Annotated in this window: 14 protein-coding genes; 9 read left to right on the top strand and 5 right to left on the bottom strand. The window is 45.1% G+C overall.

Annotation, left to right across the window (positions count from 1 at the left end; genetic code table 11):
- Positions 1-118: 118 nt before the first annotated feature.
- Positions 119-292, bottom strand: coding sequence for a hypothetical protein (locus H6F50_RS09165; RefSeq protein WP_190428456.1), 174 nt, complete (start codon positions 290-292; stop codon positions 119-121).
- 137 nt (positions 293-429) lie between these two features.
- On the opposite strand from H6F50_RS09165, the gene H6F50_RS09170 reads away from it, so the two are divergent.
- From H6F50_RS09170 to H6F50_RS09200, 7 genes are all read left to right on the top strand, one after another.
- Complete coding sequence (locus H6F50_RS09170) at positions 430-693, top strand: hypothetical protein (RefSeq protein ID WP_190410057.1); 264 nt, start codon at positions 430-432, stop codon at positions 691-693.
- Between the two features lie 106 nt (positions 694-799).
- Positions 800-1165: a response regulator gene (locus H6F50_RS09175; RefSeq protein ID WP_190428457.1), complete on the top strand. Its 366-nt coding sequence runs from the start codon at positions 800-802 to the stop codon at positions 1163-1165.
- A gap of 211 nt (positions 1166-1376) precedes the next feature.
- The gene (locus H6F50_RS09180) at positions 1377-1937 is read left to right on the top strand and encodes a sugar O-acetyltransferase (protein WP_190428458.1); all 561 of its coding nucleotides are present in this window, start codon (positions 1377-1379) and stop codon (positions 1935-1937) included.
- A 57-nt stretch (positions 1938-1994) separates the two neighbouring features.
- Complete coding sequence (locus tag H6F50_RS09185; protein WP_190428459.1) at positions 1995-4694, top strand: glucosidase; 2700 nt, start codon at positions 1995-1997, stop codon at positions 4692-4694.
- 30 nt (positions 4695-4724) lie between these two features.
- Positions 4725-6251 (top strand): efflux RND transporter periplasmic adaptor subunit, encoded by a 1527-nt coding sequence (locus tag H6F50_RS09190; protein ID WP_347277152.1) that lies wholly within the window; start codon positions 4725-4727, stop codon positions 6249-6251.
- 121 nt (positions 6252-6372) lie between these two features.
- Entirely contained in the window at positions 6373-7536 is a 1164-nt protein-coding gene (locus H6F50_RS09195) for an ABC transporter permease (RefSeq protein WP_190428460.1), read from the top strand.
- Positions 7537-7644: 108 nt separating this feature from the next.
- Positions 7645-9624: a TolC family protein gene (locus H6F50_RS09200; RefSeq protein ID WP_190428461.1), complete on the top strand. Its 1980-nt coding sequence runs from the start codon at positions 7645-7647 to the stop codon at positions 9622-9624.
- Positions 9625-9723: 99 nt separating this feature from the next.
- On the opposite strand, the gene H6F50_RS09205 is transcribed toward H6F50_RS09200, so the two are convergent.
- Together H6F50_RS09205 and H6F50_RS09210 are read right to left on the bottom strand one after the other, a co-directional pair.
- Complete coding sequence (locus H6F50_RS09205) at positions 9724-10629, bottom strand: ion channel (protein WP_190428462.1); 906 nt, start codon at positions 10627-10629, stop codon at positions 9724-9726.
- A gap of 54 nt (positions 10630-10683) precedes the next feature.
- Positions 10684-11046 (bottom strand): helix-turn-helix domain-containing protein, encoded by a 363-nt coding sequence (locus tag H6F50_RS09210; protein ID WP_190410050.1) that lies wholly within the window; start codon positions 11044-11046, stop codon positions 10684-10686.
- Positions 11047-11333: 287 nt separating this feature from the next.
- On the opposite strand from H6F50_RS09210, the gene H6F50_RS09215 reads away from it, so the two are divergent.
- Positions 11334-12035: an alternative oxidase gene (locus H6F50_RS09215; RefSeq protein WP_190410049.1), complete on the top strand. Its 702-nt coding sequence runs from the start codon at positions 11334-11336 to the stop codon at positions 12033-12035.
- A gap of 143 nt (positions 12036-12178) precedes the next feature.
- On the opposite strand, the gene H6F50_RS09220 is transcribed toward H6F50_RS09215, so the two are convergent.
- Positions 12179-13630 (bottom strand): YdiU family protein, encoded by a 1452-nt coding sequence (locus H6F50_RS09220; protein ID WP_190428463.1) that lies wholly within the window; start codon positions 13628-13630, stop codon positions 12179-12181.
- Between the two features lie 215 nt (positions 13631-13845).
- On the opposite strand from H6F50_RS09220, the gene H6F50_RS09225 reads away from it, so the two are divergent.
- Entirely contained in the window at positions 13846-14346 is a 501-nt protein-coding gene (locus tag H6F50_RS09225) for a GNAT family N-acetyltransferase (protein ID WP_190428464.1), read from the top strand.
- Positions 14347-14461: 115 nt separating this feature from the next.
- On the opposite strand, the gene H6F50_RS09230 is transcribed toward H6F50_RS09225, so the two are convergent.
- The gene (locus tag H6F50_RS09230; protein ID WP_190410046.1) at positions 14462-14899 is read right to left on the bottom strand and encodes a hypothetical protein; all 438 of its coding nucleotides are present in this window, start codon (positions 14897-14899) and stop codon (positions 14462-14464) included.
- Positions 14900-14974 lie beyond the last annotated feature (75 nt).

The raw sequence follows: 14974 nt of genomic DNA on the forward strand, positions 1-14974 counted from the left end.
AGCGATCGCTGTCTGTGCAAGGTAGCCAATTGCGAAATCTACCGCAACATCAAACGAGCGATCGCCGTCTTTGCATTCTTAGGCTGAGTTCCCCTTAAGCATGACTGTTTTTGCAGATTTAGCGTGTCGCAGGCAATACAGTTTGCTGTGCTGTCTTGGGAATTTCAACAGCGTATGGAGGCAAGGAGAAAGTAGCTGAATTTTCGAGGGAGACGCGATCGCCTTTAGATCGCCTTTGTTGGGTGCAACGTGCCGTAAACTCTGCATCGGTGAAGCCAAGCCAGAACATCATCCCTGCTGTTTAGTAATTCAGGAAAGTTGATATTTGTGAATATTCCCTAGGGGGTAATCAAATTAGGTTAAATTTAGGTTAAGGTAACATCTACAAGAGATTTTGAAATTAAGACTCAATGTCATAAAAAGATAGCCATGATTAATCCTGACCAAGCGAGCAAAAACAGCTTTCTTTACCCTCAAAGCCGCTATTACGGCTCATTTACGCCCGAACAACTCGCTTTTAATGCCAATTTGCAAGAGTTTGCTCATAAAGTTGGCTACATTTCTGCTCTAGAGACCGGAGGCAAGCTTGCTCCCGAACAGGCATATGAACAAGTGAAGCGTCTCTGGAAACAGTTGAAACAGAGCAAGAAGGCACTCTCGATTGGTGGAGATCGACCCTCAGAAATAAGATAGTTTTTAGAGAGTCGCATTATAAAACTGATACAAGCCAGTTGAGCAATGGAATTGCTGAATACCCCTTTTGTTGTCAAAGCGTCATTGAATGGCTAGATAGGAACTGATGACAAAAGTGTTGGTGATTGAAGATGAAGAAGTCATCCGTGAGAGCATCCTAGACATCCTGATTGAAGGAGAATTTATTGCCATTGGTGCTGAAAATGGCAGCATCGGAGTGCAATTGGCAAAAGAATTGCGTCCCGATTTGATTTTATGTGATGTGAGAATGCCAGAACTTGATGGGTACGAAGTTCTCAGGGCGCTTCGTTCCGATCCGGTTACAGCTCCAATTCCCTTCATCTTTCTCACGGCTGATACTACTGAAAACTTCTTTCACCAAGGGCAACTCTTAGGTGCAAACGGTTATCTTGCTAAACCGTTTACAACTGCTTTACTTTTAAAAGCGATCGCTACTCATATGAGAAAATAATCCGACTTTCTTATTCTTAAGCAGGTGATTGGGAATGTGTATTTAAATTTACGACTAAAGGGGGAGGTGGAGCCTCTCTTTTTTTGTCTTTAGGCAGATGCCAGTAAATGAGGAAAGTTTGGCATGAACAAGCGGCTATTTCTCATTGCTTTCTCATCACGCCTGTAGACTTTCAACGCATACTTGTAGAGAGAGTGCAGGAAGCAACGCCGTGGAAAAAACGGAAAAACAGAAGATGCTGGCAGGCGAGCTATATCTAGCGTCTGACCCGGAACTCGCTGCTGGAAGCAAACGGGCGTCTCGTCTATTAAGAATGTACAATGCGACAACTGAGGAAGAGCTAGAGTTGCGATCGCAAATTCTCAACGACTTGTTCGCTCAGGTAGGCTCAACGGTTCAAATTGTACCTCCATTTCACTGTGACTACGGTAGCAATATTTACGCTGGCAACGGGTTGTACATGAATTATGGATGCGTAATTCTAGACTGCAATACCGTTTATATCGGTGACAATGTTTTGTTTGGTCCCTACGTGCAAATTTACACCGCCTATCATCCGACCGATCCTGAAATCCGTCAAACAGGTCTAGAACTCGCCGCACCCATTAATATTGGCAATAATGTCTGGATTGGAGGCGGCACTATCATTTGTCCAGGGGTAACAATTGGCGACAACACCACAATTGGAGCTGGCAGTGTTGTTGTTAAAGATATTCCTGAAAATGTTGTGGCTGCTGGAAATCCCTGTCGCATTATTCGACCAGCAACTTAAATTTTTGTTGAGTTTAATTAGAATTCATTAGAAAATTTTTAATCATTTAACAGTAGGATGACTCCAGAAGAAACTAGATTACAAGAAGACCGCGATCGCAAAGCTCATTGGCGGCGATGGGGGTCTTATTTGAGCGAACGACAGTGGGGAACGGTGAGAGAAGATTATAGTCCTGATGGCTCGGCTTGGGACTATTTTACTCACGATCAGGCTCGTTCTCGCGCTTATCGCTGGGGAGAAGATGGGATTGCCGGAATTTCGGATAACCATCAGCGACTTTGTTTTGCGATCGCGCTTTGGAATGGAGAAGATCCGATCCTTAAAGAAAGGCTTTTTGGCTTAACTGGGAAGGAAGGAAATCATGGCGAGGATGTCAAGGAATATTACTTTTATCTTGACAATACTCCCACTCATTCTTACATGAAATGTCTTTATAAATATCCACAACAAGCCTTCCCTTATACTCAACTCGTTGAAGAAAATAAGTGTAGAGGTTATCAAGATCGAGAATTTGAATTACTTGATACTGGAGTTTTTGATTCTGATGCCTATTTCGATATTTTTGTTGAGTATGCCAAAGCTTCACCAGAGGATATTTTAATTCAAATTAGTGCTATCAACCGAGGAACTGAAGAGAAAACGCTGCATCTTCTCCCGACTCTCTGGTTTCGTAATACCTGGTCTTGGAATAATTCTGAAGATAAGCCCAAAATCAAAAAGCTCAAAAGTGACGATAATCTAAGTATTTTAGAAGCTACTGAAGCAACGCTGGGCGAACGCTGGCTTTATTGTGAGGGGAATCAGGGTGCGGAAACGCCGCCCCTACTGTTGTTTACAGAAAATGAAACAAATCAGGAAAGATTGTTTGGGGTAAATAATCCCTCGCCCTACGTAAAAGATGGGATTAATAATTATATTGTCAGCGGTCAAAAAGATGCTGTAAATCCTAACCAAATAGGAACTAAATTTGCCGCTAATTATAGATTAAGAATTGCTGCGGGCGAAACCAAGGTGATTCGACTACGACTAACTGATTCACCTGACTTTGCAGAACCATTTGGTGCGGATTTTGACACAGCTTTCCAAAATCGCAAACAAGAAGCTGATGAATTTTACGAAAAAGTTACTTCTCCTTGTTCGCTAACAGAAGACAGGCAAAATTTGCAGCGGCAAGCTTTCGCGGGAATGTTGTGGAATAAGCAATATTATTACTATGTTGTAGAAGAATGGTTAAAAGGCGATCCGATTCATCCATCACCCAAGTCGCGGCAAAGCATTAGAAATTCTGAGTGGATTCATCTTTTCAATGATGACATTATTTCCATGCCGGACAAGTGGGAATATCCTTGGTTTGCAGCCTGGGATTTAGCCTTTCATGTCATTCCCTTAGCAACAATCGATCCGGATTTTGCTAAGCGGCAACTCGACAGGTTGACGCGGGAATGGTATATGCATCCCAATGGTCAATTACCAGCCTATGAATGGGATTTCAGCGATGGTAATCCGCCAGTTCATGCTTGGGCAGCATTCCGCATTTACAAGATTGAACAAAAAATGTATGGTCGCGCTGATAAGAAGTTTTTAGAGCGCGTATTTCAAAAGTTACTGCTTAATTTTACCTGGTGGGTGAACCGCAAAGATATCGGAGGGAAAAATGTATTTCAGGGAGGTTTCTTAGGAATGGATAACATTGGTGTCTTTGACAGAAATGTAGAACTTCCTACAGGCGGAAACCTAGAACAGTCTGATGGTACAAGTTGGATGGGAATGTACTGTCTAAATATGCTAGCGATCGCGCTAGAGTTAGCGCAAGAAAATTCCGCTTACGAAGATATCGCTAGCAAATTTTTTGAACACTTCCTTTATATCGCTGATGCGATGAACTGTATGGGCGATGCGGAGACATCTCTATGGGATGAAGCTGATGGTTTTTACTACGATATGCTGCATTTACCCGATGGTAGCTATTTGCCCCTAAAAGTGCGTTCAATGGTAGGACTGATTCCCCTATTAGCAGTTGCTACTATCGAACCTGAAATGTTGGAGAAGCTTCCAGGTTTTCAACAACGAATGCAATGGTTTATCCAAAATCGCCCGAACCTGAAACAAAATGTCGCGTGTATGGAAACGCCTGGAGTTGGTGCTAGAAGATTACTCGCGATCGCTTATCGAGATAAACTCCGCCGGATCTTAGAGAAAATGCTCGATGAAAATGAATTCTTAAGCCCCTATGGGATTCGCTCCGTTTCAAAATTTCATGCGAGTAATCCATACATTTTTGAGGTAAATGGAGAAGAATACCGGGTAGATTATGAACCCGCAGAATCCAGGAGCGGCTTATTTGGGGGAAATTCTAACTGGCGCGGGCCTATCTGGTTTCCGATTAATTATTTAATTATTGAAGCTCTTCAAAAATTTCATTACTACCTGGGTGATGATTTCCAAGTCGAGTGTCCCACAGGTTCTGGTCAAATGATGAATCTCTGGGAAGTTGCGACAATATTGTCGCAAAGGCTAATCCGAATTTTCCTTCAGGATGAATCAGGTCAACGCCCCGTTTATGGCGATTCGGAAACCTTTCAAAATAATCCCCATTGGCGCGATTTAATTCTGTTCTACGAATATTTTCATGGCGATAATGGCGCAGGACTGGGCGCTAGTCATCAAACTGGCTGGACAGGTGTAGTCGCTAAACTCATTCAGCAATGCGGCGAATACGGCGGACAAAATCAAGCTTCCAAACCTGCTCAAAAATAGGCTGAACGGTGAACTATTATCAGTAGCAGGGTGATTCAGCTTACTACTGCAAACTGGACGGGCAAAGTGTTGGGAATTGGAAAACTGGGTAAACCGGAATTCAAGGCTGGAGTCAAATGGTTAGCTTGGTCAGCAGGTCTAGCAGTAGCAAGCGTAGGAGGTTGGCTAGTTTATGGGTTGCTGCTAAATCGCTCCAGCGATCCGGTGGCGGTGCGTTTGGTAAAAGTAGAGCGAGGCACCGTTGAGAACACGATCAATGAAAGTGGCGTGGTTGAATTAGGCGGTCAGCAAACCCTCAAATCCCCAGCGGAAAGCGCTGTGGAACGGGTGTTAGTACAACTTGGCGATCGCGTTCAAGCTGGTCAAAAACTGATCGTTCTGCGCGACACTAAGCAAGAAACTAGCCTCGACGCCCAGCAGTTGGAGATTACTAAACAGGAACTCACTTTGGCACGCAGTCGCCAGAAAGTTGAAGAAGCCCAGGAAAGGCTAACAACTGCCCGAAGAGAACTCCAAAATCGTGTCAATCAGCAGGCGGCAATTCGGAAACAGGAACTTAGCATCAAACGCAATCAGCAGAAGATTTCCGAAGCTCAGGAAAAGCTAACGGCTGCCCAACAGGAACTCAAGCAGCTGCAAGTCCTCGCTGACAAAGGCTTCATTCCAGCCAACGAACTCCAGAATCAGCAAGAACAAGTCCGCGATGCCCAGTCTGCTTTACGAGATGCTCAGTTAGAAGCGAGTACAAGTAACTTAGAACTCCAGAGCCTTCAGCAGCAGCGTCAAACTGACCAGCAAGAAATCTTAGACAAGGTGGCGACTGCACAAACTGAACTGCGGCAGGCACAATTAGAAGTCGCTACCACCAGTCGGGACATCCAGATGAAGGTGCTGGAAATCAAAAATCTTCAGCAGCAACTCCAAAACAACATCGTCACTGCACCCATTCAAGGGAAAGTTCTCAACATCATGGTTAAGAATGGGAATGGCGTCAACATTGGGAATGACCTGCTGACTTTAGGCGATCCGACACAAGAGTTGGTGAAACTCAATCTTTCCACGCTGAATGCTGCCAAAGTGAAGAGCAATCAACGTGTCCGCATTAGTGTGATTGGTCCCGATGCGAAGAAATTTACCGGACGAGTGCAAAGCTTGTATCCCCAAGCGATCGCTAGCACTTCTAGCAGCAGCGAGCAGGAAAGCCAATCCGGACAAGCCACGGTGCCTGCAACTGTCAAGCTTGACCAACCCACCCGCAGATTAATTCCTAGCAGCCAAGTCAGCGTCGAAATCATTTTGCAGCAGCGCCAGAACGTCGTGGTTTTGAATACGGAAGCCATACAGCGCTCTGGTTCTAAACCCTTTGTCTGGGTACGAGATCAAGGCAAGGCGCAAAAACGGGACGTATCTTTGGGGCTAGAGGGATTAACAACCGTAGAAGTGACTTCAGGTTTGCAACCGGGGGACTCCGTGGTGCTGCCCCCACCGGATGCTTCCTTAGAGCCAGGAACGCCGGTTATTGTTCAAGAGAAATTAGAAAAGAAAGATGAAAAGTGATTGGTAATTGGTAATTGGTAATCGGTAATTGGTAATTAATATCCTTGCTCTCATGCTCAGCCTGGGAAACAGAAAAAAGAAACATGAGAAGTAATTGGTAATTCCTAATTTTTAAGTTGATATGAGCCTCTCCCCCTTCGACCTCCTCGCGCTCACCTGTAACTCGCTACGCAGTAACCCTGTGCGTTCAACCCTTACCACTTTGGGCGTTTTTATGGGTGTAGCAGCAGTCAGCGCCACGCTTCAAGTGGGCAGCATCAGTCGAGCGGTAATTGCCAAGCAACTCGCTGAGAGAGACGCCCCTCAAGTCTCTGTCTACATGAATGGGGAACTCCGGTCAGAAGACATGGAATACTTGCGACAGCGGCTAGAGGGCGTGCGGGCAATCAGTGCCTCTAGTGGGTTCTATCCGAATCCTCAAACCTTATTTCAGGATGAAGAAGCCCAACCTAATATGAGGTCTGTTACTCAAGACTTTCTGCTCACGTCGGGAAAGCAATTGGTAGCGGGGCGCTTCTTCACTCCTGCCGATTTTGAAAACTATCGCCCTGTCGTGGTGCTCGATCAATTTTTAGTAGACAAACTTTTTAAAGGTCAGAAAGCTGTTGGAGAAACCATTTATGCCAATTCAAGACCCTACGTCGTTGTCGGGGTCGTGCCAACCGTTACCCCATCTTTTGGGGAACCTGAAGGTGAGGTATTGATACCGATGTCGTTTTACTACGCCCTGACGGGTAGCCGCGACCTTGGCTCCTTCAAGATACGCCCTTACAAAATAGAAGACTTAGAAGATTTGGCAGACAAAGCCAAGCAACTGATGGAGCAGCGCTTCCCAGGCAAAGAGGTTTATGCCTGGAACAACGTAGACGAAATCTTGGCGCAGCAGCAAACCTTGGAAATGGCATCCAATGGGCTGACAGCCGTGGGAATCATTTCGCTACTCATCGGTGGCGTCGGCATTGCCAATATCACAATCGCAGCAGTAATGGAGCGTACCCCAGAAATTGGGCTGAGGCGGGCAATTGGGGCAAAAAGGCGGGACATCTTGCTGCAATTTATTCTGGAAGCGGCAATCCTGAGTTTATTGGGGGGAACTGCCGCTATTATCTCGGTGCATGGCTTGACGATGGTTGTCGCCGAAACTTTTAAGTTACCTTACGAATTTGAAAGCAAGACGGCTGCTTTGTCCCTAGGATCTGCACTCTTGGTAGGAGTAGGCGCTGGATTTTTGCCTGCTGTGAGAGCTAGTCGGCTCGATCCCGTGAAAGCACTGCGTAACTCTTAGCCTCACTAATAGGCATTGTGTCAAGCTGCCCAATTTCAGATTTTGGATTAAATGGGCAATTGTTCCATCTAAAATCTAAAATCAACCAGCTAAAAGCTACCCGCGATCATGCACAAGCACGACAACCCAAATGCCCAACCTCCAGTTTCTAGCGGTAGGTTTTTACCCCCTATCCGCTCTTCTTTTGGGGGTGTGGTTCTGCTTGTGACTGCAACTTTAGGCACGACATTAACGTTAGCCGTCCTTCTTAAGCTTCATTCAACGGCGGTAAGAGCGACGACTGCTAATGCTCGGACAGCGGCTCAGACACAGACGCCGGAACTCGCACGCCCGATTATGGTTCCGCCAACGGATAGAGCAAAGCTCAAAACGGCTCCAGTCTCAGAAAGTCCGGGGGTGAACATAGGCAAAGCAATAGTTTTAGGGGGAACTGGTGTAAAGAATGCGATCGCTCCTTCTTCTCTTTCCCCACTCGCAACTAAAACCAGTCCAACTTTTACGCTTAACGCCCAGCCAAGACAATTCCCACCCTCTCCAACTACTAGCCCGCCTTTACAAGGAGAGTTGGAGGGATCTAGTATCCCCCCATCGGCAAAAAGTATTCACCCCCAATCTTCGCCTCCCGTTGCCGCATCCCGGTCAATTTTAAAGGTGTTCTCTGGAGCCAGGAAACCAGCCGCTTTATTAGCTCAAGCGCAACCAAAACCCAACCAACAAGAAACCGTAACAACTGGGCGAGGGATTCAATTAACCCTAGCTGATGTTGTTATCTTGGTATTGCAAAACAATAAAGATATCAAAAACGCTTATTTAGAAAGAATCGCCCAAAGACAAGACTTAGCAGTGGCAGAAGATAGATTTGTCCCTGATTTTACGCCTAGATTATCATTTAATCTCGATCGCTTTGGTTCGGGTGGAAACACTAGCACGAATAGCGATCTTGGTGTTGGTGCCACTGTTGAGGTCACGGTTCCTACGGGAGGTAGGCTGAGTTTTGGTTGGGAAACGAACGGTCAAACGTCAAATATAAATAATTTCAATGTTGATAGAGATAACAATCTATTTGGCTCAAATCTTCAGCTACGTTTAACTCAACCTCTATTACGAGGTGCTGGTGTTGCAGTTAATCAAGCTCCTATTGAAATTGCTCGACTCGATGAAAGAGCAAATATTCAAGGTTTAAAATCAACTCTCATTAATACCATCACTGAAGCTATCTTAGTCTACCGCAATTTACTTAGAGCGCAGGAAAGACTGAATATTGAGCAGATTTCTCTAGAAAGCGCCCGCCAAATTTTAGAATTTAACCAAGCCTTGATTGAGGCTGGGCGACTCGCGCCAGTTGAAATTGTTCAAAGCCAGACAGACATTGCAAATAGAGAAGTCAGCTTGTTAGAGGCTCGGAATAATCTGGAGTCTGTCAAATTAACTTTGTTAGATATTCTAGATATCGAGCAAACTCTTAATATTGAACCTGTAGAAAAAATAGTATTGCAATCGAAGTCTTTAGATTTAAATAATCTAAAACAAATTGCCTTTCAAAACAGACCGGATTATTTGCAAGCACAGTTCAGCTTGGAAAGAACAAAATTTGAAAGATTAATTGCAGATAATAACCGGCGCTGGAACTTAGACTTAGATGCAGGTTACGGCGATTCCTTAGATGACACAACCCAACTAACAGCTGGGTTAATCTTGTCCCGTACCTTCGGCGATCTCACTGTGGAACGAGATTATCAACGAAGTCAAGTAAACTTCCAGAAAGCAGAAAATACTTTAGAAAGTCTGCGTCAAAGTATCGATATTGAAGTAACAGATAGAGTTAGAAATGTAAATCTAAGTCTTCGACAGGTGCAACTTGCCCAGCAAGCAAGGCAATTGGCTGAGAGAACACTACAAATAGAACAAGAAAAACTGAGATTGGGAAGAGGGTCAATTTTTCAGGTTGTGAGTTTTCAGAATAATTTAGTAGAGGCAAGAAACCGAGAACTAGATGCAACGATTGATTATCTCAATGCCTTGACAAATCTCGATCAATCTGTCGGTACCACACTGGAAACTTGGCAGGTGACAATTGAAAGAAAATGATATTAAGTCTCAGGAAAAAAACCATTGTTAAACTACCTGAGTCTCTGTCTCCAATAGGGTTTGCTGAACTTAGGCGAAGGGAAAACTATCTTTTTCCAGCTACTTATTAGCCCTGACAGATTCTATCGGCATCACATCATGAAAGCGGGTATAGTCGATCGAGCGCCGCCCGTCCGGCATCCTAGATAAGATGTCCACAAAACGCATATTCCACAGGATATCGGACGTGGCAAAGGAGTGACGGGCATGGATCGTCTGTGAAACGATTTCGTCTAACCCAGTCAGCATCACGACGATCTCGCTTTCCGACTCAGCCAGGGAGTCTACCGTAACCCCATAAAGCGGACTCGTCTCGTCAATCTGATGCATCACCGTCCAGCTCAATGCAAACATGGATGTATGACTGCGAACTAATTTGAGATCGTAAAACCGACGCATGAATTCTCCCTCCCGATTGACTTCGTTGCGAACTAAAGTCACCCGGATCTGCGCTTCTACAATTACGTCGCGCCGCTGGTTAGCCGTCCGAAACATCAGAGTCGGCACCCCATCATAGGGAGCGATCGCTGCCACGCGACTGAAAAGCACTCTCGCCGTTGGCACGGAGAACCGCGCAAATGCCAGTCCCGTCGCCATTGCCACTCCGAAAAGACCCGCCAGCGCTTCGACTGTCACCACCGCATTCGCGTAAGGCGTACGCGGATACATCGCACCGTAGCCGATAGTCGCCATCGTCTGGACGCTGAAAAAGAAGGCGTCAAGGAAGGAACCCGGTTGAGCGTTCTGGATGCAATCTCCTCCAGCTAGATAGATGAGGGCAAATACCGTGTTGGAGACTAAATACAACAGACTGAACAGCGCTAAGAACCATCCCCAGGAAAGGGTAAGCAGCAAATGATATAGATCGCCCCGATGAAATCCCGATACCCCTCGCCGCACGATGTTCAACTGCCCATCCCGGCTCACAAAGCGCGTTAATGAGGGCGAACGATATCTTTTGCCCATCTTTTGCCCATAGATTGTTGTTATTAGGAATCGGCGTCACGCAGGCGACCTTTCCTAGAAAGCTATCCCATCAAGAGGACAAACACAAGCATCTCGGTTGAGCCATCGTTCTCCCACCTGCTTTAGCGCTGTCATCACGGGTTGAATTTCTCGCCCCTTCTGGGTGAGCGAATACTCTACGCGGGGAGGAATTTCTGCGTAGACTCGGCGTTCCACTAAACCATACTCTTCTAGTTCTCTGAGCCGTATCATCAACGTTTTGGTGCTAATTCCAGGCAATGCTTCTAGGAACTCGTGGGTACGGCGATCGCTTGTAAACAACTCTCTGAGAATCAGAATAGACCATTTACTGCCGATTAAGTCCACGGTGAACTGGATTGGGCATTTTGTCTCTATGCACTGGCTGCTGTTAAGCATTGATGCCTCTAGATATCGCTCTTTTCTTTGCTTATTCTGACCAATCTTCTGAACAGAGGGACGCTGAAGTTAGCTCCCGCCAAATATTTTAATCTTTCTTAATAAAGCTCTGGACAAGTTGCAGCGAGTCAATCTTTTACTTTTGGTAACTATAGTGTCCTTCCAGCCACTGTCAGATTTACGGATTTTCTATTTTTAGAAGTTGAGTAGGATGCAAATAGAAAGAACGAACAGCCTTCCTTTCCGCTCAACTTCTTCAATAAATCAAAATATTTGGGGTTTTTCAAATGATTCGATTACTTGTCGGTGTATTAGTCTTTGTTATCAACACAATTTACCGCGATCGCCCTTATCCCCGTTTTTACGTCCTAGAAACAGTTGCTCGTGTTCCTTACTTTGCCTATTTATCAGTTTTGCACCTTTACGAAACAGTTGGAATGTGGCGCAGAGCAGATTGGTTAAAAGTTCACTTTGCGGAATCTTGGAACGAACTCCATCACCTCCTGATTATGGAATCTTTAGGGGGTAATCAGCAGTGGTTCGATAGATTTTTAGCACAACATACTGCTTTACTTTATTATTGGGTGATCGTTGTTCTTTACATTCTCTCGCCTCGTTCTGCCTACAATTTCATGGAATTAGTTGAAGGACACGCTTATCATACTTACGATACATTTTTGCAAGAAAATGAATCAGAATTAAAAGCTACATCTGCCCCACAAATTGCCATCAATTACTATCGAGACGGCGACTTGTATATGTTCGATGAGTTTCAGACTGGAGGAGTTCCAGAAGAACGCCGTCCCGTCATTAACAACCTCTACGATGTGTTTGTAAACATTCGAGATGATGAAGCGGAACACGTCAAGACAATGATAGCTTGCCAGAAGCCTGATGCTCAATTAACCTTCAAGAGTCCCCATACGATAGAAGTAGGTGGAACATTTCTCGCCCCAAATGAAGAAGTTAAATCAGTTGTTGTGCAATAGGATTCGCTGATAAAAAGATAAAGGGAGAGATATTGTGAATATCTCTCCCTTTATCTTTTTTGAAGGATTTAAAAACGGCTGTATCTCGTTTTTGTCAATACATTAACGCCATTTATCACCACAGGAAAAACAAGTAATGAAAATTAAGCGATCGCATTCTTGTGAAATCTCAGTCGCTCAATCAATTCATAAAACGGTGTCCAGTTATCTTCTTGGTCAATTTTCTCCCAAATCGCTTCTATTTCTGGTCTAACTAACGCAGTTTTAGGATTATGACGACCCAGCCGTGCTGCTATATTATCCAGTTCGCTATCTGGGAAACTGAGTAAAGTTTGCAGGTATAAATTTCTCCAGTCTTCCAATAATGCTGTAGCCTCAGGCGCATTCAAAAATCCATCTGCTTTCAGAATGTTTGTCGCATCATCACGCCAATTGCGGTCAAACTGATTTGTTACTTCCCAAAAGAAACTGTGATAGCTTACTTGTGTTTCTACCAGGAGTTTCAGAGTTTGCATCACTAATTCTTCTGCGGCTAAATCGGGCAGATTCTCGAATCCCAATTTACCGATCATCCGCGCGGTGTAAGTTCGGTTATAATGCTCGGCAAATTGGGATAGGGCAACTTCCATCTCTGCCATAGGAATAACCGCAGATAGGGGTTGTTGGAGCATTTCTAAATTGAGCTGGCAAATCCCTGGTTGATTGCTGTAGCTGTAGCGTCCGTAATAGTCAAAGTAGGCAGCAGTAAATTTGGGATCGTAGGTGTTAATAAAAGCGTAGGGACCATAGTCGAAACTTTCCCCAGTAATAGACATATTATCGGTGTTTAAAACCGCATGACAAAACCCAACGGACATCCATTGAGCAACAAGTTCTGCAACCCGCTTGACTAATTCTGCATAAAACAGAATGTAGCGGTCTTGCTTATCTTTGAGGTGAAAATAGTATTGCTCAATTACATGGTCTAAAAGCTTTTCGATTAAATCCTTGCGTCCAAAAAAGTGCAACCGTTCAAATGTACCAAAACGAATGTGGGAACGGCTGAAACGAATCATTACCGAGGATCTTGTTGGAGAAGGTTCATCGCCTCGCCAGAGTCCTTCTCCCGTTTCAATCATCGATAAGCAGCGGGAAGTACGCACTCCTAAATAGTGAAGCGCTTCAGCAGCTAAAACTTCTCTAACGCCACCTTTAAGCGTGAGTCTACCATCGCCGCCTCTAGAATACGGAGTCGTACCAGACCCTTTCGTTCCAAAGTCATAAAGTTCGCCATCCGTACCGCGCACTTGTCCGTAGAGAAATCCTCTGCCATCGCCTAAGCGAGAGTTATATTCTCCAAATTGATAGCCGTGATAACGCAAAGCTAAGAACGGTTTGACTCCTTGAAACATCCCAAATGCTTCGATAAAATCATCGTCTGTCACCGTGTCTGGTTTCAGTCCCAATATTGGTAATAATTCATCGTTGCGAAAGCGCAGAATATATTTAGGAAAGTCTGCCGCTGCTACTCGATCAAAATAATCATCGCCTAAAGCTTCTAAGGCAGACTCATAATTGAGATTTACAAAAGGATTGGAAAACTTTTCAGGAGTCATAAGTTACTAAAATACCCAATGAATGTAATTCGTGCCTATACAAACATACGGACTGAAACAAACATTATAAAGACTGCGTAGGCAGTCTTTGTTTGTATAGCGCCAGACTTTAGTCTGTTAGCGAAGCGGCACGAAGTGCGCGCACCTTTGCCAGATGTTTCATTTCTATGCTACGGATAAGCAAGTATACAGTTTCAGCATCAAAAGACTGAAATATGCTTATTCGTCCTGCTACACCTGCTGACGTGCCATCTGTCCTCCCGATGGTTGCCAAGATTTGTGCCTTGCATGAAGCTTGGGATTCGGCAAAGTATGGATTCTTGCCGAATCCAGAGTTGCGTTATGAGAAGTGGTTGAGTCGGATAGCCTCTAGCACAGCTCTAGAAGCGTCACCGCAACGCGATCGCAATATCTTCATAGTCGCTGAGGCTGAAAATAAGCAAGTGGTGGCGTTTCTGGTGGCGACGGTTGAACGGGAAATCCCGATTTACCGTTTACAAGAATATGCTTTTATTCACGACCTCTGGGTTGAAGAGGAATATCGCCAAGCTGGAATTGCGAAGGCGATGGTGATGCAGGCGATTGAACGCTTTAACTCGATTGGAGTCAAACAAATTCGCCTCGATACGACTGTTGCTAACGAGGCGGCGCGGCGATTATTTTCTTCCTGCGGCTTTCGCGTCAGTACGATAGAAATGCTGATTGAATTAGGCTGATACCAAGAGAACGGCTTTTTTTGTAAGTAGAGGCATCGGGTTGAACAGCTCTACCGTACTCTACACTCTTGTTTGGACAGCGACCCGCACCAGAGTGTGACCGTTCCCTTCTCGTTCAGACCAAGGTGTGTTTTTCGAGAAGCTTAGCCAATCCCGGTATCCCTTCCTCCACGTTTTTCTTAGCCGAGCCGCGCAATTTTTTATAGGTACCCAATACGAGGCTGCTTCTGACGCTCTCCATCCTGGCATCGGTAACGCTCAGGATAGCATCTGCTGCGGGAGAGCGGCTGGCAATGAAGTGCGCGACTGGATCTCCTTTCTGGACACTCTCGCTCCAAATGGGATCGAGTGCTGTACACCATCCTGGCAGGAACTGCTCGACAGCGTAGCCAATGTACCCTGGCTTTATACCCTTGACGGCGTTGTAGCCTGCCTTTATGGCAAGACCAGATATACCTGACTTGGAAGCGACCTCCTCATCGAGCAATTTGCAGAAGTCATCTACAACTTCAGCCTTTTTGCTTGGGTTCAAGAGCTGGTCGCTAAGTGCCATTTCGATCCTCCTAAGTGTAAAAGCGCTGGATTTTGATTCCACTAATTGTTTAGGGAAAAGACAGAATAGATGCTA

This window comes from Coleofasciculus sp. FACHB-712 (assembly GCF_014695635.1).
In the GTDB taxonomy this organism is placed as follows: Bacteria; Cyanobacteriota; Cyanobacteriia; order Cyanobacteriales; family FACHB-T130; genus FACHB-T130.